The sequence below is a fragment of the Bacillus sp. FSL K6-0994 genome (assembly GCF_038630815.1).
GTDB classification, from domain to species: Bacteria; Bacillota; Bacilli; order Bacillales; family Bacillaceae; genus Bacillus; species Bacillus safensis.
The window spans coordinates 829,419-848,495 of the sequence record NZ_CP152043.1 but is presented as its reverse complement, the minus strand read 5'-3'; the positions used below and the strand labels follow the sequence as shown (position 1 = coordinate 848,495).

The following is a 19,077-nucleotide window of genomic DNA, read 5'->3' as shown; positions in this document are numbered from 1 at the left end:
TTTCAAAAAAAATACGAGTAAATAAAAGGAAAAATATCCATTTACATTAAATTTACGCACACTTCATGTTTTAGTGGATGAAGAAGGTTTTGTAAATCACTCAGTATTACTTTACTTTTTTCATCTATTCGTGTCAAAGTAATTATAAAGAAAAGGAAGAATCACCTAGGCTTTTCGACTCATTTACCCAAATTTATACAAAATTCGATCCATGCTTCTTTTATTGTGACTCAACCTCCATTAATCCATGTACCTCCCTAAAAAAACAGTTTAAAACAAAAAAAGCTTGATTTCCCCTACTGATGTGCGGTGTGATAAAGAGGTAGAACTTGATCACAACACTTATATGTTCATGACAAAAAAAATCAGGCTGGAGGACATCACATGAAGATGAACAAACAAATCAACACTTTTGAAAAGAGATTTTCAGAAGATGTAATCACAATCATTGCTGTTACAGGACCTTCTGGCGTAGGGGCAGGAAAAGCAGGACAGGCACCTCTTTGGACCGCTTCTATTCCACTGATTGCTTGGAAAGAAAACGGCCGTATCACAACCGAAAATGTAAGACTTTGCTGGTTAACAGATGACGAGGGATTAAGGGAAAAACAGGCACAATTACATAAAGAATCAATCGTTACACTTCAGGTCCGAAAAGGCGAAGGTGAATTCATGCTTGTATCTTTGATTGATACAGATACACAGGATCAAGCGCTTCAAGAAATTTTAGAAGAAGCCCAAAAGCCTGTGTATTATCATGATGACATACTTGGAACCTTTGAGTTAGTAAAAGGACTAGACTTATTTGAAAAAACGATCCAATGGAGCAATGAAGAGTGCCTTCTCTACTTTAACCTCGAAGAAGATGAAAAAATAAATGACTCTCTTCGAACAGCAAACCACCTCATGCAAGAACAGGCCAAATGGGATTCTTCTATTAAATCATTTGCCGCGAATCAGCTGATAGATCTAGCAAAGGATTGGCAGGAACAAGACGAATCAGCTGAAGAGCAAGAAGAACTCACAATGAATCAATTTATAAGCCGCATTTCACTTGAAAGCCTGCATGTTTACCCTGAGGGAGAGTTTGAAGTCTACTATCATGACGGTGATTTATTTTGGGGGCATGTCATTATTGTCAAAGGAAATATAAATGGCACATTTCATGATGCACATATTGCAGGCTAAAGGCTGGAGGAATAACCCATGGAAATCAAAGCTTTTCAAGAATTAAATCTGTTTGGGAAAACACCAGTCATCGCCAAAATTGGCGGCTTCCGTCCTGATCCAGCTGTACACAGCTGGTTTGCAGGCCATTTTTTCATCGATCCTAATCAAGGCTGGCCGATAGATCAAGATGGAGCCATGATTCCGATTTTACAAATTTATTTACCAGAAGTGCCAGGAGGAATGAACGGCTTCAATGAATGTAAGCTGATTCAAATTTTTCTTAATCAGAATACACTTCCGATTGATCTCACCAAAAACGGTGAAGGCTGGAAGCTCATTGAATATTCATCAATCGAAGGTTTAGAAGTAGCTGAAACTCCTGAAGAAGTGAGAGGGCTCAAAGCTTTTCAAATCCAATGGAACGAAAGTGAGCAAAGGGACTTCCCTTGCTGGGAAGAGGCATGGTCATATGTGGACCTAACAGAAGTAAACGAAAGTGAAGAAGCGACAGACCACTTCTTTAATCAATACACAAATTATTCGTTCACAAAAATCGGTGGATATGGGGCGTATATTCAATCCCCGCCCCATCAACAACAAGGCGAATTCATGCTCCAAATCGCCTCAGAAGAAAAACCTCGTTTCATGATTGGTGATAACGGCACGATGTATTTCTATTATGACCAAGAATCAAAAGAATGGTTTATGCACTGGGATTGTTTTTAACGTTTATTGAATGAAACCTCGCCTTCTCCTAAACGTAATGAGTAACAATGAAAGGAGGCAGCAAAATGGGATTCATTCTAGACATCTTTTCACTTGCTGTGTATATCCCTTTTCTACAAGTGGATGAAGAGGAGATCTCGAGGAACGCAGCACATCTCAAAAAATATAGCTGGTTTCAAACACTATTACATGAACAAACTTGCAGGGAGCTCATCATTTATGATCCCGATGTTCGACGTGTCATAGGCAGGTTTAAAACGGAGAAACTCCATAAGAAGCGATACAACTTAAGATGCGAACGTAAATTACTGCAAGCATTACAACGCGCATTCTAAACTGACAACAAGAGCCGCACTTTCCTGTGGCTCTTGTTTTATTAATAGAATCGTTCCTTTTGAAGAAAACATTTGACGCCTGGACAACTCTCCCCGTATATTATGTATAAATCCATCTTTTTCAAAGAAAAGGGGGCCTCACATGCGCTTGTTTAAGAACTGGAGAAAAAAGCAGCCTGCACAGCAAATCACTTCAGAAAAGCAAGAAGACAGCATCCCAGTCAACTTCTCCACACTTCCCTTTGGCACAGACACCGTCGATGATTTTTTGTTCAACCTAGACCTGACCTCCAAGCTCACAGATCCCTATAAAGAAACAGATACGAACAAGCTTACCTAGATCTTCGTAAATCCTCATCCAATACTGGATGATTTTTTTATACTCAATGAAAGGTGTATCCAATGAAAACATATTATATCGTCAGACACTGCCAAGCAGATGGACAATAAATGAGGCAGCCCTTCTCCCTGATGTACAAACAAACCTTGCCAGCGATACGGTCTTACATCCAATGGATCAACTTTCTCCCACGTTTGAAAAACAGGCTGGATCACCCCATTTACCAGCGGATACACAAGCAGATGATGACCATCCTCAAACCGTTCAATCCACTCAAACAGCCAAGCAGCAAATTCACGCTGTTCTTCAAAATCGTTCTCCTTCATCTCTTCAATAAAGGACTGAAGAACTTTTAGCGCATCTTTACGCAGGCCCTGTTCTTTTCTCACACAGTACTGTCTAAAAAGAGGATAATCATTTACTCCCTCGTCTTGAATAATAGCCTGTAATATCGTCTTCGTTTGCATGATCACAACGCCGCCTCTTTACATCCATTCTTTTCTATGTTCATGAATAAATTGAATGTCTTTTTGATAATGTTCAAGATGTCCTTCTTGAATCATGTTTTGAAAAGCGATATCACCCTCACACGCTTGTCGTTTCATATACTGACATATCCCTTCTAAACGAAGCAGCACCATATCCAAATAATCTTCTGCTATTTCCTCGCCATAAGATTCAAAAAACAGTTTGACTCTATGCTTTATCTGGTCTGCATGGTCTAATGAAAGATAATTCACGACCTCCCCTGTTTCAGTGCGAAAAAATCTACTGAGAGGCACACATGTATAAAGGGTATATGCGATATCCCAAAGCCTTGGACCAGGAGCAGCTACATCAAAATCAATAATCCCTACTGGTTTTTTATCCTTGAAAATGATGTTGTACATCGCAAAATCATTATGGCAAACAACCTCTATGTTGTTAGGCGTATTGTCCATTCGTTCCCAATCATCTGAAATGGAGAAGTCCTGAACAGCATCATGATAAAGCCTTAACATGCTCGCTATTTCTTTTAAAACATCGTGAGTACACATGTATTCTTTTAAAGGATCATGACCTGCCACGCCATCAATAAAGGACAATACCTCTCTACCTTGTTCATCAACCCCTAAAAACTTTGGAGCATAGGAGAAATTCTTTTTTTCTAAATGCTTTAGCAGCTTTCGTATATTGATATTGTCTGACTTTACTTCTCGACGAACCGTATCTCCAGAACGATATACGTTCGAGACATTGCCACCTGTCAATAACTCCTCATGATCATTTTGTTTTTTCATAAATTCTCCCCTCAAACTGGGTCACCATGTTGATGTCAGCTAAAGATGTGTATGTACCCACAAATATTCATTTAGTTACTCAAAGGTAGTACAACTGTTTTATGTGAATGTGCTGCTCCATTTTGTTTCCTTACATGGTTAAATGTATCTTATCAAATGTTGCAAATCATCTAAAGATTATTCTGCCAAAAGAAGTACATACTCATTATTTTCTAATAGGTTCCTATTTTTTATCTAAATAACTCATTTAAACCACAAAAAAACGTTTTACCACGAGGGTGAAACGTTAGGTTCATGGAAAAACCAATCATGAAAATTTTAAAAGATACCGGTGGCCGGGGTCAAACCAGCACTCCGTGATAAATTATTCTAAAAAGGCAAGGTATACCCTCTTAAAGTAAAGCCCCTGTTAATGAAAAGAATTAAAGTTCTTCCTGATATATTTCTGATTTTATCGGCTTTAAACTCAAAGGTATTTTAAACTCATGAATACTTTCAATATGATTAAAAAAATGATCGATATCGTCATAATCCATTGACCATTCTTCTACCACCTTTAACTTTTTTAACTCGCTTGTTGGTTTAAATAAAAATTCACAGTGTAGTTGTTCCATGTGAGAATAATCATCTTCTTCATAAACTGTAAACTGACGTACAAAGTCAAAATGAAATAGGTCCTCTCCTGTAAAATCATAGACACCACACTGAAATAAAATTTCTTTATCTTCTTCGCCCTCAACTGTCTCCTTTGAAAAAGCCTTAAATGTTTCCCAAACCTTTTTTATATCATCGTTATCTTCACTAATGCTATCTTTAAGATAACTTTCAGCATTTTTAACCGTAATCATTACAACACCTCTTGTGTACAATTTATCCAATCCTTCTTCAATTATCCTGCCCCTTTAGTTTAATAATAAGACAACCATCAATAAAGTAAAAGTTAATCTCCTTAATATGTTCCTCTTAGCTAATTCACCCTTTCAGCAGTGAACGCGATTTGAAGTAATTTTGTCGTATGAAGAAGCAGCTAAAAAACAAATAAAAAACGCCCTCCTACAATTTGTAGAAAGACGTTTTAAACGTTGATATTCCTTAATTCTTCTGTAATTGACGACAATAAAGAATATCTAAAACTAGATACCGGTGGCCGGGGTCGAACCGGCACTCCGTGAGGAACACGATTTTGAGTCGTGCGCGTCTGCCAATTCCGCCACACCGGCATGATCATTAAAGAGCGCATCTTATATTAAAAAACATGGTGCCGAGGGCCGGACTTGAACCGGCACGGTAGTCACCTACCGCAGGATTTTAAGTCCTGTGTGTCTGCCAATTCCACCACCCCGGCAGTCTTTTCAAAAAAGGCGACACCCGGATTTGAACCGGGGATAAAGGTTTTGCAGACCTCTGCCTTACCACTTGGCTATGCCGCCATTATTGGAGCGGAAGACGGGATTCGAACCCGCGACCCCCACCTTGGCAAGGTGGTGTTCTACCACTGAACTACTTCCGCACATCAACTGGGCTAGCTGGATTCGAACCAACGCATGACGGAGTCAAAGTCCGTTGCCTTACCGCTTGGCTATAGCCCACTAATAAAATGGGGCGATTGATGGGAATCGAACCCACGAGTGCCAGAGCCACAATCTGGTGCGTTAACCACTTCGCCACAACCGCCATAGATGTTATGAATCATATTAAGAAAATTGGCAGGGGCAGTAGGAATCGAACCCACACCGGAGGTTTTGGAGACCTCTGTTCTACCTTTAAACTATGCCCCTATGAAAATAAAAAATGGTGGAGGGGGGCGGATTCGAACCGCCGAACCCGGAGGGAGCGGATTTACAGTCCGCCGCGTTTAGCCACTTCGCTACCCCTCCACTTTTGAAAAACAGTGCCGGCAAGAGGACTTGAACCCCCAACCTACTGATTACAAGTCAGTTGCTCTACCAGTTGAGCTACACCGGCAAATAGTGGTGGCTCGGGACGGAATCGAACCGCCGACACACGGATTTTCAGTCCGTTGCTCTACCAACTGAGCTACCGAGCCAAGTATTCTTTTGAAAAATGGCGGTCCGGACGGGACTCGAACCCGCGACCTCCTGCGTGACAGGCAGGCATTCTAACCAACTGAACTACCGGACCATTTTGGTTGCGGGGGCAGGATTTGAACCTGCGACCTTCGGGTTATGAGCCCGACGAGCTACCGAACTGCTCCACCCCGCGACGATATAAAAGATATGGTGGAGGATGACGGGCTCGAACCGCCGACCCTCTGCTTGTAAGGCAGATGCTCTCCCAGCTGAGCTAATCCTCCGAATAAAAAATGCTGGTGTATATTCTATAAAAATGGTGACCCGTACGGGATTCGAACCCGTGTTACCGCCGTGAAAGGGCGGTGTCTTAACCGCTTGACCAACGGGCCCTTTATTATGTAAATTGTGGCGGAGAGCAAGGGATTCGAACCCTTGAGACGGGGTTACCGCCTACACGATTTCCAATCGTGCTCCTTCGGCCACTCGGACAGCTCTCCAAATTGGCTCCGCAGGTAGGATTCGAACCTACGACCGATCGGTTAACAGCCGATAGCTCTACCACTGAGCTACTGCGGAATGAAGAAAGCCTGGCGATGTCCTACTCTCACAGGGGGAAACCCCCAACTACCATCGGCGCTGAAGAGCTTAACTTCCGTGTTCGGTATGGGAACGGGTGTGACCTCTTCGCCATCATCACCAGACAATTTAGTGACAAAAGATATTATACTATGTATTCAAAATAAATCAAGAGATATTTTAAAAATGTTCTCTCAAAACTAGATAACAATGTTCATGCTTCACATTAGAATATAGGTTAAGTCCTCGATCTATTAGTATCTGTCAGCTCCACGTGTCACCACGCTTCCACCTCAGACCTATCAACCTGATCATCTTTCAGGGATCTTACTTCCTTGCGGAATGGGAAATCTCATCTTGAGGGGGGCTTCATGCTTAGATGCTTTCAGCACTTATCCCGTCCGCACATAGCTACCCAGCGATGCCCTTGGCAGAACAACTGGTACACCAGCGGTGCGTCCATCCCGGTCCTCTCGTACTAAGGACAGCTCCTCTCAAATTTCCTGCGCCCGCGACGGATAGGGACCGAACTGTCTCACGACGTTCTGAACCCAGCTCGCGTACCGCTTTAATGGGCGAACAGCCCAACCCTTGGGACCGACTACAGCCCCAGGATGCGATGAGCCGACATCGAGGTGCCAAACCTCCCCGTCGATGTGGACTCTTGGGGGAGATAAGCCTGTTATCCCCGGGGTAGCTTTTATCCGTTGAGCGATGGCCCTTCCATGCGGAACCACCGGATCACTAAGCCCGACTTTCGTCCCTGCTCGACTTGTAGGTCTCGCAGTCAAGCTCCCTTGTGCCTTTACACTCTGCGAATGATTTCCAACCATTCTGAGGGAACCTTTGGGCGCCTCCGTTACATTTTAGGAGGCGACCGCCCCAGTCAAACTGCCCACCTGACACTGTCTCCCTGCCCGATAAGGGCAGCGGGTTAGAAGGTCAATACAGCCAGGGTAGTATCCCACCGATGCCTCCACCGAAGCTAGCGCTCCGGTTTCCAAGGCTCCTACCTATCCTGTACAAGCTGTACCAACATTCAATATCAGGCTGCAGTAAAGCTCCACGGGGTCTTTCCGTCCTGTCGCGGGTAACCTGCATCTTCACAGGTACTATAATTTCACCGAGTCTCTCGTTGAGACAGTGCCCAGATCGTTGCGCCTTTCGTGCGGGTCGGAACTTACCCGACAAGGAATTTCGCTACCTTAGGACCGTTATAGTTACGGCCGCCGTTTACTGGGGCTTCAATTCGCACCTTCGCTTACGCTAAGCGCTCCTCTTAACCTTCCAGCACCGGGCAGGCGTCAGCCCCTATACTTCGCCTTACGGCTTCGCAGAGACCTGTGTTTTTGCTAAACAGTCGCCTGGGCCTATTCACTGCGGCTTCTCGGGGCTTTAACACCCTAAGAAGCACCCCTTCTCCCGAAGTTACGGGGTCATTTTGCCGAGTTCCTTAACGAGAGTTCTCTCGATCACCTTAGGATTCTCTCCTCGCCTACCTGTGTCGGTTTGCGGTACGGGCACCTCTCACCTCGCTAGAGGCTTTTCTTGGCAGTGTGGAATCAGGAACTTCGCTACTAAATTTCGCTCGCCATCACAGCTCAGCCTTTACGGGAAACGGATTTGCCTATTTCCCAGCCTAACTGCTTGGACGCGGATATCCAATACCGCGCTTACCCTATCCTCCTGCGTCCCCCCATTGCTCAAATGGTGAGGAGGTGGTACAGGAATATCAACCTGTTGTCCATCGCCTACGCCTTTCGGCCTCGGCTTAGGTCCCGACTAACCCTGAGCGGACGAGCCTTCCTCAGGAAACCTTAGGCATTCGGTGGACGGGATTCTCACCCGTCTTTCGCTACTCATACCGGCATTCTCACTTCTAAGCGCTCCACCAGTCCTTCCGGTCTGGCTTCACAGCCCTTAGAACGCTCTCCTACCACTGTTCGTAAGAACAGTCCGCAGCTTCGGTGATACGTTTAGCCCCGGTACATTTTCGGCGCAGAGTCACTCGACCAGTGAGCTATTACGCACTCTTTAAATGGTGGCTGCTTCTAAGCCAACATCCTGGTTGTCTAAGCAACTCCACATCCTTTTCCACTTAACGTATACTTTGGGACCTTAGCTGGCGGTCTGGGCTGTTTCCCTTTCGACTACGGATCTTATCACTCGCAGTCTGACTCCCAAGGATAAGTCATCGGCATTCGGAGTTTGACTGAATTCGGTAACCCGGTAGGGGCCCCTAGTCCAATCAGTGCTCTACCTCCGAGACTCTTACCTTGAGGCTAGCCCTAAAGCTATTTCGGAGAGAACCAGCTATCTCCAGGTTCGATTGGCATTTCACCCCTACCCACACCTCATCCCCGCACTTTTCAACGTGCGTGGGTTCGGGCCTCCATTCAGTGTTACCTGAACTTCACCCTGGACATGGGTAGATCACCTGGTTTCGGGTCTACGACCACGTACTCATGCGCCCTATTCAGACTCGCTTTCGCTGCGGCTCCGCATCTTCTGCTTAACCTTGCACGGGATCGTAACTCGCCGGTTCATTCTACAAAAGGCACGCCATCACCCGTTAACGGGCTCTGACTACTTGTAGGCACACGGTTTCAGGATCTATTTCACTCCCCTTCCGGGGTGCTTTTCACCTTTCCCTCACGGTACTGGTTCACTATCGGTCACTAGGGAGTATTTAGCCTTGGGAGATGGTCCTCCCGGATTCCGACGGAATTTCACGTGTTCCGCCGTACTCAGGATCCACTCTGGAGAGAACGACATTTCAGTTACAGGGCTGTTACCTTCTTTGGCGGGCCTTTCCAGACCTCTTCGCTTATATCATTCCTTTGTAACTCCGTATAGAGTGTCCTACAACCCCAAGAGGCAAGCCTCTTGGTTTGGGCTGTTCCCGTTTCGCTCGCCGCTACTCAGGGAATCGCATTTGCTTTCTCTTCCTCCGGGTACTTAGATGTTTCAGTTCCCCGGGTATGCCTTCTCATACTCTATGTATTCAAGTATGGATACTACTCCATTACGAGCAGTGGGTTTCCCCATTCGGAAATCTCCGGATCAAAGCTTGCTTACAGCTCCCCGAAGCATATCGGTGTTCGTCCCGTCCTTCATCGGCTCCTAGTGCCAAGGCATCCACCGTGCGCCCTTTCTAACTTAACCATTTCTTACTTTAGAAAGAATCACTATGTGTGATGAACTTTGCATTGCATTCAATGTGAATGTATTACTTATTGTTATCTAGTTTTCAAAGAACAATCCTGTCTCGCTAGAGACATGTTTTGAAGGAATGATCCTTCAAAACTAAACAAGACGAAAACGTACGCTGCTCCATATATCCTTAGAAAGGAGGTGATCCAGCCGCACCTTCCGATACGGCTACCTTGTTACGACTTCACCCCAATCATCTGCCCCACCTTCGGCGGCTGGCTCCATAAAGGTTACCTCACCGACTTCGGGTGTTGCAAACTCTCGTGGTGTGACGGGCGGTGTGTACAAGGCCCGGGAACGTATTCACCGCGGCATGCTGATCCGCGATTACTAGCGATTCCAGCTTCACGCAGTCGAGTTGCAGACTGCGATCCGAACTGAGAACAGATTTATGGGATTGGCTAAACCTTGCGGTCTTGCAGCCCTTTGTTCTGTCCATTGTAGCACGTGTGTAGCCCAGGTCATAAGGGGCATGATGATTTGACGTCATCCCCACCTTCCTCCGGTTTGTCACCGGCAGTCACCTTAGAGTGCCCAACTGAATGCTGGCAACTAAGATCAAGGGTTGCGCTCGTTGCGGGACTTAACCCAACATCTCACGACACGAGCTGACGACAACCATGCACCACCTGTCACTCTGTCCCCGAAGGGAAAGCCCTATCTCTAGGGTTGTCAGAGGATGTCAAGACCTGGTAAGGTTCTTCGCGTTGCTTCGAATTAAACCACATGCTCCACCGCTTGTGCGGGCCCCCGTCAATTCCTTTGAGTTTCAGTCTTGCGACCGTACTCCCCAGGCGGAGTGCTTAATGCGTTAGCTGCAGCACTAAGGGGCGGAAACCCCCTAACACTTAGCACTCATCGTTTACGGCGTGGACTACCAGGGTATCTAATCCTGTTCGCTCCCCACGCTTTCGCTCCTCAGCGTCAGTTACAGACCAGAGAGTCGCCTTCGCCACTGGTGTTCCTCCACATCTCTACGCATTTCACCGCTACACGTGGAATTCCACTCTCCTCTTCTGCACTCAAGTTTCCCAGTTTCCAATGACCCTCCCCGGTTGAGCCGGGGGCTTTCACATCAGACTTAAGAAACCGCCTGCGAGCCCTTTACGCCCAATAATTCCGGACAACGCTTGCCACCTACGTATTACCGCGGCTGCTGGCACGTAGTTAGCCGTGGCTTTCTGGTTAGGTACCGTCAAGGTGCGAGCAGTTACTCTCGCACTTGTTCTTCCCTAACAACAGAGCTTTACGATCCGAAAACCTTCATCACTCACGCGGCGTTGCTCCGTCAGACTTTCGTCCATTGCGGAAGATTCCCTACTGCTGCCTCCCGTAGGAGTCTGGGCCGTGTCTCAGTCCCAGTGTGGCCGATCACCCTCTCAGGTCGGCTACGCATCGTCGCCTTGGTGAGCCATTACCCCACCAACTAGCTAATGCGCCGCGGGTCCATCTGTAAGTGACAGCCGAAACCGTCTTTCATCCTTGAACCATGCGGTTCAAGGAACTATCCGGTATTAGCTCCGGTTTCCCGGAGTTATCCCAGTCTTACAGGCAGGTTACCCACGTGTTACTCACCCGTCCGCCGCTAACATCCGGGAGCAAGCTCCCTTCTGTCCGCTCGACTTGCATGTATTAGGCACGCCGCCAGCGTTCGTCCTGAGCCAGGATCAAACTCTCCGAGGTATGCAGGATGCATATCACACATGCGCTGCTACACGATGTAGCGAACTTAGCATGTGATCACTTCCTGCCTCGCCAGTTTGACTGACTACCTATGAAGTATCATAGGATTTTTTTATAAAAACTCGAATTAACAGGTACGTTTTGTCTTGTTTAGTTTTCAAAGATCATCTTCGTCGTCTCTCAGAGGCGACTTTCTTAATATAACATTTGAGCGCCGTGTGCGTCAAGCGTTTTTTAGAATTTCTTTTTGTCAGCTTTTCTTTCAAAGCAACTCAGTTGCTCATTAGCGACGTTTAATAATATACCATCATAATATTCATGCGTCAATATCTTTTTTCACAAAATATCCTCGATGATAGATTTTTTGTCCCTTTGTCTCAATCGGCTCCACTTGAACAATTCCTTTTTCCACAAAGAAATCAATCATAACACTAAGGTCAGGCGTGAAATACTTTAGATCTGGGTGTGCAAGAAGCTCACCAAAAAGCCATATATCCTTCTGTTCCATGACATGACGCAAATGAGCGGCACCAATTTCTGCTTTTGAATGGATCAAAAAATCATTTGCTAAAAATAAAAGTTCCAAACGTTTATGCAGACTTTCATGGCTTTCAATCAGTTCTGAGTAAAGTTTGTATACTTCAGGTTCCATATGACGCACTTGGTTCCAAACGGTCACTTCTGGGTGGAAGCCTTTATCAATTACTTCAATACGTGCTAGGTGATGCAGGGCATGCACAATGGAATTATATGCATCAAGGAATTGATTTGACTCAAAAAATGCTTTTCCTTCTATATATCTGCGAATGAGCTTGCCATATTCTAAACCGATTTTGAGCTTGCGGTTTGAAAACGGGAATGTACTTAGTTCATCAATTAAGTTGAAGATATATTCATTTCGATCAAACAGGACTTTTCCATTCAAAATCCAATCGATGATTCGGCGGTTAGTGCCGAGGGTAATCCATTCCTTCAGTTGATCGTCTGTGACAACATTTAAAGAAGCTGTTTGGTGATCGGATTCATAGTGCTTGATAAATAAAGGCTCTTCCGCTTCTTTTACGATGACCAAAAGTGCTGCATCAAAGTTATCCGTCTCAGAAGATACTTTATGTCTTCTTTCTACTATAATCACAGCTAATGTGTCTGGATGGCTTGCTCTCTCTTGATAAATAGGACGGAGAAGATTTTCCATAGTGATTCCTCCAATACTCGGGTGTAAGGTTCTTCTCTAATGCTATGTATTTCTCCTCATAGAATCAAAATTCCTTCAATACATGAAAAAAGATCATTGAATCATTATAAGCAATTTATTCACAAAACTCTATAACTAATTCAAACGGAAAGGTAAAATGTGCTATATTGGAGATAAGGGGGACTAGGGATGGCGAAATACTCCAGTAAGATTAATAAAATCAGAACATTTGCACTTAGTTTGGTTTTTGTTGGCTTTCTGATCATGTATATCGGTGTGTTCTTCAAGGAATCGATTTGGCTGTCGACTTTCTTTATGCTGCTTGGCGTCTTATCGATTGGATTAAGTACAGCCGTTTACTTTTGGATTGGTATGCTTTCTACGAAGGCAGTACGTGTCGTTTGTCCAGGCTGTGAGAAGGAAACAAAAGTGCTTGGGCGGGTTGACATGTGCATGCATTGCAGGGAGCCGCTTACACTTGATCCAGCATTAGAAGGTAAAGAGTTTGATGAATCCTACAATCGAAAAAAGTCATAAAAATAAGCTGACCTTTTAAACGGTCAGCTTTTTCATTAATGATTTTCTTTTTTCGCACATTCTTGACAAGTTCCATAGATCTCCAAGCGATGATGACTGACTTTAAAGCCTGTCACATGGGATGCAAGCTGTTCAACTTCATCAAGGCCAGGATAGTGAAAATCTACGATTTTTCCGCAGTTTTCACAAATCGCATGGTAGTGGTCAGATGTCGCAAAATCAAATCGGCTTGAGGAATCACCATACGTTAATTCCTTTACTAATCCAGATTCCCGGAAGACTCGTAAATTGTTGTAAACCGTTGCGACACTCATATTTGGAAATTTTCCTTCAAGTGCTTTATATATATCGTCCGCGGTTGGGTGTGTCATAGAATTTACGAGAAACTCCAAGATGGCATGGCGCTGCGGGGTAATTCGAACACCGGTTTCTTTTAGAGCATCTAAAGCGTCTTTTAGTTCGTGAGCAGCCATTTCATCATGCACCTCTCTTCAAAAATATTCTTATATTATAATCTTTATAAATAGTGTACCCCCAGAGCCGAAACTTTGTCAATTACAATCCTCTTTTTTACCTATTCTTCTTTACAAAAAAGACCGGCATGACTGCCGATCTCATCCTGTGAGGATATTAAGCGTGAGCTTTCAATTCCTCAAGCGCTTCCTCTACGTGGTCTTTTACCTTTACTTTTCGCCATTCTTTCACAAGCGTGCCTTCTTTATTAATCAGAAACGTTGAACGCTCGATTCCCATATATTCTTTTCCAAAGTTCTTTTTCAGCTTCCATACCCCAAAGGCTTCAGACAATTTCTGTTCATCGTCTACAAGAAGAAGAAAAGGCAAATCATGTTTTTCTTTAAACTTTTGGTGCTTGTCCTGACTGTCTGGGCTTACGCCGATAATGACAGCATCTAATTCTGCAAAGCTTTGATGGCGGTCGCGGAAATCACATGCTTCTGTTGTACAGCCTGGTGTCATATCTTTTGGATAGAAATAAAGAACAATATGTTTTCCTTTAAAATCAGAAAGCTTTACTTTCTCCCCATTGTCACCGGTTAATTCAATGTCAGGTACTTGCTGCCCTACTTCGATTGTCATGACACAATCCCTCCAACCTATTTTTTAATTAGCCTATCCAATTTTGAGAGGATATTCAACTAAGGACGCTTGCATCGGCATGTTAAAATAATGATAGACGACGTGATACGTTGAGATAGGAGGCTATTTATGAAATTCACAGAATCAGAAAAATTACATCAAGAGGCGCTGGAGCACATTGTTGGGGGTGTCAACAGCCCGTCTCGTTCATATAAGGCAGTAGGCGGCGGTTCACCCGTTGCGATGGAAAGAGGAGAAGGCGCTTATTTTTGGGATGTTGACGGAAACCGCTATATCGATTATCTGGCAGCATACGGTCCAATTATTACAGGACACGCCCACCCGCATATTACAAAAGCCATCACGAAAGCGGCTGAAACAGGTGTCCTTTACGGAACACCAACGAAGCATGAAGTCACTTTTGCTAAAATGCTGAAGGAAGCCATGCCTGCTTTAGACAAAGTTCGTTTTGTCAATTCAGGTACAGAAGCGGTGATGACAACAATTCGAGTGGCTCGCGCATATACAGGCAGAACAAAAATCATTAAGTTTGCCGGATGCTATCACGGCCACTCTGATCTTGTGCTAGTGGCTGCAGGCTCTGGTCCTTCCACTTTAGGAACACCCGATTCCGCGGGCGTACCAAAGAGTATCGCCAATGAAGTCATTACCGTTCCATTTAATGATATTGACAGCTATAAAGAAGCATTAGATCGCTGGGGAGATGAAATAGCAGCTGTCCTTGTCGAACCAATTGTCGGGAACTTTGGCATCGTAGAACCTAAGGACGGTTTCCTGCAGCAGGTCAATGACCTCACACATGAAAAAGGCGCACTGGTGATTTATGATGAAGTCATTACCGCTTTCCGCTTTATGTATGGCGGTGCACAGGATTTGCTTCAAGTAAAACCTGACCTCACTGCATTAGGAAAAATTATTGGCGGCGGACTTCCTATCGGCGCTTACGGCGGTAAAAAAGAAATTATGGAACAAGTTGCCCCGCTTGGACCAGCCTATCAAGCTGGCACAATGGCAGGAAACCCTGCATCCATTCTTTCAGGTATTGCCTGCTTGGAATTGTTAAAAGAAGACGGCGTTTACGAGCGTCTTGATCAGCTAGGCGCTATGTTAGAGGAAGGCATTTTAGCCCATGCCAAAAAGCATCAAGTAGATATTACAGTGAATCGCTTAAAAGGAGCGCTCACAATTTATTTCACAACAGAAACGATTGTGAACTACGAGCAGGCTGAAAATACGGATGGCGAAATGTTTGCCCGTTTCTTCAAATTAATGCTCGCGCAAGGCATTAACCTCGCTCCTTCTAAATATGAAGCTTGGTTCTTAACGATCGCACATACTGAAAAAGATATTTCTGAGACGCTGCAAGCAGTAGATCATGCATTTGCACAGCTGAAACAATCATAATGAAGTCCCAAACAGGCGTAAAAACATGCGCCTGTTTTTTTATTTACCAGCTCTTGTTTGTCAAAAGCGTGCGAATCTGTTACATTTCTTCTCAATACCTTCTTTTGATGTTTTCATGAACTTTCAAAAATCACTTGAATATTTCGGAAGACCGCTGTATATTACTTAGTTGTTTCATCAAAATATGAATGATAAATGACGAGTGATCATCTATTATCGAAAAGAAAGGAATGCAGGGACAAAACCAATGAAACTTGGAGCCCGTATTTTAAAAACTGGTATTGCCATTGTACTCGCGCTTTACCTGGCAACATGGCTTGGGTTGCCAACGCCCGTCTTCGCGGGAATTGCAGCTGTATTTGCTATCCAGCCATCTATTTATCGATCTTTTTTAACCATTGTTGATCAAGTGCAAGCCAATATTATTGGAGCAGCGCTTGCCATTACGTTCGGTCTGCTTTTTGGCACAGGACCAGTCATTATCGGTTTAACCGCCGTCATGGTCATCGCCATTAATTTAAAGCTGAAGATTGAACACACGATTCCGATTGCACTTGTAACCGTCATCGCGATTTTAGAAAGTGCAGGGGATCATTTCCTTTCCTTTGCCCTAATCCGAACAGCTACTGTGGTGTTAGGAGTTCTTTCTTCATTTTTAGTGAATTTAATCTTCCTGCCGCCAAAATATGAAACAAAACTTGTTCATCACATTATGGAAAATACGGAGGAGATTTTAAAATGGATCCGTCTGAGCTCCAGACAGTCTACTGATCATTCCACATTAAAGGATGACATCGATCAAATAAAAGAACGCATGATCAAATTAGATCATATTTACTTGCTATACAAAGAAGAACGAAGCTATTTAAAGAAAACCACGTATGTCAAATCAAGAAAGCTTGTTTTGTTCAGGCAGGCCATTATGACATCGAATCGCGCTCTGTATTTGCTGAAAAAGCTTCATAAATTAGAAAATGAAATTCATTTAATGCCAGAGCATTTCAGGGAAAGCTTAACGGATGAGATTGATTATTTACTGTATTGGCATGAGCGCACATTGATGAAATTCGTCGGAAAAATGAAGCCGCAGGATGATGAATTTCAAAATGAATGCTCTCTTCGCCTTGAGACGTTAACGAAATCATTTATTCAGCATCAGCAAAACCAAGAAAACGACTTACTCGATTACAACATGCTGAATGTCATGTCCAGCATCATCGAATACCGTGATGAATTAGAGCATTTAGATACATTGATTACAAGCTTCCAGACGTATCACCCAAAAGATAGTGAAATTGAGACAGAAGAAAAAGAAGCATAAACAGAAAAGACCGATTCCTAGAATCGGTCTTAAATTGTTGACAAAGAGCTAAAATGATCTTGATTTTAGCTCTTTGTCTTCTTTTCAGCGTAACCTGAAAACCTTTGCAGTCTAGGAAGAACGAGTACCGGAGCGGAGCGAATTGAGTATTCGTGAGCACCGGCACGCAGGACTGACACCGAATGCGAGGGTTTGCCTGCGCGCTGAGACCGATTCTGAGAATCGGTCTTATTTTATTTTCTTCATTTTCGGATCCAGCGTGTCTCTTAATCCATCCCCCATCAGATTAAAGCCTAGAACCGTCAGCATGATCGCTATTCCTGGGAAGAATAATGTCCAAGGGGCTTGAATGAGATAAGGTCTCGCATCGGCGAGCATTTTCCCCCATTCTGGACTTGGCGCCTGTGCACCCAAACCTAAAAAGCCTAAAGCCGCTGCCTCAATAATTGCCGTTCCGATTGCTAGCGTTGCCTGTACGATGACTGGCACCATACTATTTGGCAGGATGTGACGCAGTACGATGCGGCGGTTTGACATCCCAACCGCCTTTGCTGCCAGAACGTATTCTTCTTGTTTAATACTCAGCACTTTTGAACGAACGAGCCGTCCAAAGGTTGGGACATTAATAATCGCAATGGCAATAAGGGCATTTTGTAAGGAGGGGCCTAGGATGGAGACAATAGCAATCGCTAATAGAATGCTAGGAAAAGCGAGTAAAATATCAAACAGTCTGGAGATCACAGCATCTAGCACTCTTCCGCCATAGCCTGCTATCAATCCAAGCAGTGTGCCTAAAATGACAGACCCGAGAACCGAGAAGAAACCGACCCATAAGGAAATCCGTGCTCCATGCACAACTCTTGAAAATATATCTCTGCCGAAATCATCCGTACCAAACCAGTGCGCAGCTGAAGGGGCACTAAATCGCTCACCAAGTGATTGCTCATTGATTCCATAAGGAGCAATGAGCGGTGCAAAGATCGCTAGGATCAGAAATAAAAAGACAATCACACTGCCAATGACCGCCAGCTTGTGCTGAAAGAACTGCTTCATTGATTCAAGAATCAATGATTGAGAGCGTTCATCTTTTGTCTGAGGTGGTTCAAGCTCTTTTTGTGCTTCCATATTGTCACTCTCCCTCCCTAATATTTAATCCTTGGATCAATGACCGCATACAAGATGTCCACAATGAAATTGATCAGGACAAATATAAGCGCAACGACAAGAATACCTGTTTGAATGACTGGGTAATCACGATAACTGATGGCGTCATATATATACCGGCCGATTCCCGGCCAAGCAAAAATGGTTTCTGTTAAAATCGCTCCACCAAGCAAGAGGCCCGTTTGAAGACCAATAATCGTCAAGATCGGAATGAGCGCATTTTTCAGGCCATGCTGATAAATGATAAAAAATGAACGTACTCCTTTTGCTTTTGCTGTTCGAATAAAGTCTGAATGAAGCACTTCCAGCATACTTGCCCTTGTAATTCTCGCAATAATCGCAGCAGGAATTGTGGCGAGTGCTGTACTTGGTAAGATCAAATGCTTGATGCTGTCAGTGAATTGATCAAACCGGCCTTGCAAAAGCGTGTCCAGTGTATGAATATACGTGATCGACTCGACTGGATTCCTTACATCTTCTCGGCCTGTTGTCGGCAAAATACCTAATTCGATCGAGAACAGCCACTGCCCCATTAAACCTAACCAGAAAATTGGCATGGACACTCCGATGAGTGCAATAAACATCGCGGCATAATCAAAGAAAGAATGCTTAAACCAAGCACTAATGATTCCGGCATTCACTCCCACAACAATCGCCAGCACCATGGCAAAAAAGGTCAATTCTAACGTCGCAAATAAGTAAGGCTTCATTTCCTGGGCAATAGCCGCTCCTGTTCGAATGGAAGTTCCTAAATCCCCTTTTAAAAGGCCAAGCATATAATGACCGTATTGAACGTACCATGGCTGATCTAAACCGAGCTGGATCGTTAATTGTTCTACTGCCTCTTTCGTTGCCCGCTGTCCTAAGATGACCTGCGCTGGATTTCCAGGTATAAAACGAATAATTGAAAACACGACCAATGTCATTCCGATGAGTACTGGGATGAGCATTCCTGCCCGCTTCATACAATAAGCAAACAAA

At 44.3% G+C, this 19,077-nt stretch carries 14 protein-coding genes, 16 tRNA genes, 3 rRNA genes and 1 pseudogene; 7 read left to right on the top strand and 27 right to left on the bottom strand.

The features are described 5' to 3' along the window. Positions 1 to 384: 384 nt before the first annotated feature. From MHB69_RS04335 to MHB69_RS04320, 4 genes are all read left to right on the top strand, one after another. Positions 385 to 1,188 (top strand): DUF2262 domain-containing protein, encoded by an 804-nt coding sequence (locus tag MHB69_RS04335; RefSeq protein ID WP_061109581.1) that lies wholly within the window; start codon positions 385 to 387, stop codon positions 1,186 to 1,188. A gap of 18 nt (positions 1,189 to 1,206) precedes the next feature. Beyond that, entirely contained in the window at positions 1,207 to 1,896 is a 690-nt protein-coding gene (locus MHB69_RS04330) for a DUF1963 domain-containing protein (protein WP_034282312.1), read from the top strand. Between the two features lie 65 nt (positions 1,897 to 1,961). After that, positions 1,962 to 2,231 carry a hypothetical protein gene (locus tag MHB69_RS04325; protein ID WP_034282314.1) on the top strand — a complete coding sequence of 90 codons (270 nt, stop codon included), beginning with the start codon at positions 1,962 to 1,964 and terminating at the stop codon, positions 2,229 to 2,231. 142 nt (positions 2,232 to 2,373) lie between these two features. After that, complete coding sequence (locus MHB69_RS04320; protein WP_034282315.1) at positions 2,374 to 2,571, top strand: hypothetical protein; 198 nt, start codon at positions 2,374 to 2,376, stop codon at positions 2,569 to 2,571. Between the two features lie 104 nt (positions 2,572 to 2,675). Here MHB69_RS04320 and MHB69_RS04315 read toward each other — a convergent pair. The 23 genes and pseudogenes from MHB69_RS04315 to MHB69_RS04205 form a co-directional block, all read right to left on the bottom strand. After that, positions 2,676 to 3,038: pseudogene (locus tag MHB69_RS04315) on the bottom strand (hypothetical protein); the annotation flags it as partial. A gap of 18 nt (positions 3,039 to 3,056) precedes the next feature. After that, on the bottom strand, positions 3,057 to 3,851 hold the full coding sequence (locus MHB69_RS04310; protein ID WP_340899134.1) for a phosphotransferase: 795 nt from the start codon (positions 3,849 to 3,851) through the stop codon (positions 3,057 to 3,059). A 422-nt stretch (positions 3,852 to 4,273) separates the two neighbouring features. Beyond that, positions 4,274 to 4,699: a hypothetical protein gene (locus MHB69_RS04305; RefSeq protein WP_342496037.1), complete on the bottom strand. Its 426-nt coding sequence runs from the start codon at positions 4,697 to 4,699 to the stop codon at positions 4,274 to 4,276. A gap of 290 nt (positions 4,700 to 4,989) precedes the next feature. Beyond that, a tRNA-Leu gene (locus tag MHB69_RS04300) sits at positions 4,990 to 5,071 on the bottom strand. Between the two features lie 36 nt (positions 5,072 to 5,107). Beyond that, positions 5,108 to 5,196: transfer RNA gene (locus tag MHB69_RS04295), tRNA-Leu, on the bottom strand. A gap of 14 nt (positions 5,197 to 5,210) precedes the next feature. Beyond that, positions 5,211 to 5,281 (bottom strand) — tRNA-Cys (locus MHB69_RS04290). A gap of 5 nt (positions 5,282 to 5,286) precedes the next feature. After that, positions 5,287 to 5,361 (bottom strand) — tRNA-Gly (locus MHB69_RS04285). A 7-nt stretch (positions 5,362 to 5,368) separates the two neighbouring features. Then, positions 5,369 to 5,440 (bottom strand) — tRNA-Gln (locus MHB69_RS04280). 9 nt (positions 5,441 to 5,449) lie between these two features. Beyond that, positions 5,450 to 5,525, bottom strand: a tRNA-His gene (locus MHB69_RS04275). Positions 5,526 to 5,555: 30 nt separating this feature from the next. Further along, positions 5,556 to 5,629, bottom strand: a tRNA-Trp gene (locus tag MHB69_RS04270). A 14-nt stretch (positions 5,630 to 5,643) separates the two neighbouring features. After that, a tRNA-Tyr gene (locus MHB69_RS04265) sits at positions 5,644 to 5,728 on the bottom strand. A gap of 15 nt (positions 5,729 to 5,743) precedes the next feature. Then, positions 5,744 to 5,816: transfer RNA gene (locus MHB69_RS04260), tRNA-Thr, on the bottom strand. A gap of 6 nt (positions 5,817 to 5,822) precedes the next feature. Next, positions 5,823 to 5,898 (bottom strand) — tRNA-Phe (locus MHB69_RS04255). 18 nt (positions 5,899 to 5,916) lie between these two features. Continuing rightward, positions 5,917 to 5,993: transfer RNA gene (locus MHB69_RS04250), tRNA-Asp, on the bottom strand. Positions 5,994 to 5,997: 4 nt separating this feature from the next. Continuing rightward, positions 5,998 to 6,074, bottom strand: a tRNA-Met gene (locus MHB69_RS04245). Between the two features lie 15 nt (positions 6,075 to 6,089). Continuing rightward, positions 6,090 to 6,165: transfer RNA gene (locus MHB69_RS04240), tRNA-Val, on the bottom strand. Between the two features lie 33 nt (positions 6,166 to 6,198). Beyond that, positions 6,199 to 6,273, bottom strand: a tRNA-Glu gene (locus tag MHB69_RS04235). Between the two features lie 17 nt (positions 6,274 to 6,290). Then, positions 6,291 to 6,381 (bottom strand) — tRNA-Ser (locus MHB69_RS04230). Positions 6,382 to 6,385: 4 nt separating this feature from the next. Next, a tRNA-Asn gene (locus tag MHB69_RS04225) sits at positions 6,386 to 6,460 on the bottom strand. 9 nt (positions 6,461 to 6,469) lie between these two features. Further along, positions 6,470 to 6,585, bottom strand: a 5S ribosomal RNA gene (rrf, locus tag MHB69_RS04220). 109 nt (positions 6,586 to 6,694) lie between these two features. After that, a 23S ribosomal RNA gene (locus tag MHB69_RS04215) occupies positions 6,695 to 9,625 on the bottom strand. 182 nt (positions 9,626 to 9,807) lie between these two features. Beyond that, positions 9,808 to 11,356, bottom strand: a 16S ribosomal RNA gene (locus MHB69_RS04210). The 16S, 23S and 5S rRNA genes sit together here with 16 tRNA genes alongside, the layout of an rRNA operon. Positions 11,357 to 11,672: 316 nt before the next feature. Then, positions 11,673 to 12,551, bottom strand: coding sequence for a nucleotidyltransferase-like protein (locus MHB69_RS04205; RefSeq protein ID WP_024425790.1), 879 nt, complete (start codon positions 12,549 to 12,551; stop codon positions 11,673 to 11,675). A 189-nt stretch (positions 12,552 to 12,740) separates the two neighbouring features. Here MHB69_RS04205 and MHB69_RS04200 point away from each other — a divergent pair, with 189 nt between their 5' ends. Beyond that, the gene (locus MHB69_RS04200) at positions 12,741 to 13,088 is read left to right on the top strand and encodes a YgzB family protein (protein ID WP_024425201.1); all 348 of its coding nucleotides are present in this window, start codon (positions 12,741 to 12,743) and stop codon (positions 13,086 to 13,088) included. A 35-nt stretch (positions 13,089 to 13,123) separates the two neighbouring features. On the opposite strand, the gene perR is transcribed toward MHB69_RS04200, so the two are convergent. Together perR and bcp are read right to left on the bottom strand one after the other, a co-directional pair. Next, the gene (gene perR, locus MHB69_RS04195; protein ID WP_012009347.1) at positions 13,124 to 13,561 is read right to left on the bottom strand and encodes a peroxide-responsive transcriptional repressor PerR; all 438 of its coding nucleotides are present in this window, start codon (positions 13,559 to 13,561) and stop codon (positions 13,124 to 13,126) included. 157 nt (positions 13,562 to 13,718) lie between these two features. Continuing rightward, complete coding sequence (gene bcp / locus MHB69_RS04190; protein ID WP_024425791.1) at positions 13,719 to 14,186, bottom strand: thioredoxin-dependent thiol peroxidase; 468 nt, start codon at positions 14,184 to 14,186, stop codon at positions 13,719 to 13,721. A 129-nt stretch (positions 14,187 to 14,315) separates the two neighbouring features. Between bcp and MHB69_RS04185 the strand changes: the two genes are divergently transcribed. Both MHB69_RS04185 and MHB69_RS04180 read left to right on the top strand, forming a co-directional pair. Next, positions 14,316 to 15,611, top strand: coding sequence for a glutamate-1-semialdehyde 2,1-aminomutase (locus MHB69_RS04185; RefSeq protein WP_034284215.1), 1,296 nt, complete (start codon positions 14,316 to 14,318; stop codon positions 15,609 to 15,611). Positions 15,612 to 15,858: 247 nt separating this feature from the next. Next, on the top strand, positions 15,859 to 16,932 hold the full coding sequence (locus tag MHB69_RS04180; RefSeq protein ID WP_034284217.1) for an aromatic acid exporter family protein: 1,074 nt from the start codon (positions 15,859 to 15,861) through the stop codon (positions 16,930 to 16,932). Between the two features lie 228 nt (positions 16,933 to 17,160). Here MHB69_RS04180 and MHB69_RS04175 read toward each other — a convergent pair whose 3' ends face one another. Next, a complete protein-coding gene (locus tag MHB69_RS04175) occupies positions 17,161 to 18,057 on the bottom strand; it encodes an ABC transporter permease (protein ID WP_101676728.1) in 897 nt (298 codons plus the stop codon). 17 nt (positions 18,058 to 18,074) lie between these two features. Further along, a complete protein-coding gene (locus MHB69_RS04170) occupies positions 18,075 to 19,076 on the bottom strand; it encodes an ABC transporter permease (RefSeq protein WP_070326863.1) in 1,002 nt (333 codons plus the stop codon). Position 19,077: the final 1 nt, after the last annotated feature.

Excerpts from the sequence above, each read along its gene's own strand:
- MHB69_RS04305 (WP_342496037.1), bottom strand. The coding sequence starts at position 4,699 with ATGATTACGGTTAAAAATGCTGAAAGTTATCTTAAAGATAGCATTAGT.
- MHB69_RS04310 (WP_340899134.1), bottom strand. The coding sequence starts at position 3,851 with ATGAAAAAACAAAATGATCATGAGGAGTTATTGACAGGTGGCAATGTC.
- MHB69_RS04175 (WP_101676728.1), bottom strand. The coding sequence starts at position 18,057 with ATGGAAGCACAAAAAGAGCTTGAACCACCTCAGACAAAAGATGAACGC.
- MHB69_RS04180 (WP_034284217.1), top strand. The coding sequence starts at position 15,859 with ATGAAACTTGGAGCCCGTATTTTAAAAACTGGTATTGCCATTGTACTC.
- bcp (WP_024425791.1), bottom strand. The coding sequence starts at position 14,186 with ATGACAATCGAAGTAGGGCAGCAAGTACCTGACATTGAATTAACCGGT.
- MHB69_RS04330 (WP_034282312.1), top strand. The coding sequence starts at position 1,207 with ATGGAAATCAAAGCTTTTCAAGAATTAAATCTGTTTGGGAAAACACCA.
- MHB69_RS04325 (WP_034282314.1), top strand. The coding sequence starts at position 1,962 with ATGGGATTCATTCTAGACATCTTTTCACTTGCTGTGTATATCCCTTTT.
- MHB69_RS04335 (WP_061109581.1), top strand. The coding sequence starts at position 385 with ATGAAGATGAACAAACAAATCAACACTTTTGAAAAGAGATTTTCAGAA.
- MHB69_RS04200 (WP_024425201.1), top strand. The coding sequence starts at position 12,741 with ATGGCGAAATACTCCAGTAAGATTAATAAAATCAGAACATTTGCACTT.
- MHB69_RS04205 (WP_024425790.1), bottom strand. The coding sequence starts at position 12,551 with ATGGAAAATCTTCTCCGTCCTATTTATCAAGAGAGAGCAAGCCATCCA.
- perR (WP_012009347.1), bottom strand. The coding sequence starts at position 13,561 with ATGGCTGCTCACGAACTAAAAGACGCTTTAGATGCTCTAAAAGAAACC.
- MHB69_RS04320 (WP_034282315.1), top strand. The coding sequence starts at position 2,374 with ATGCGCTTGTTTAAGAACTGGAGAAAAAAGCAGCCTGCACAGCAAATC.
- MHB69_RS04185 (WP_034284215.1), top strand. The coding sequence starts at position 14,316 with ATGAAATTCACAGAATCAGAAAAATTACATCAAGAGGCGCTGGAGCAC.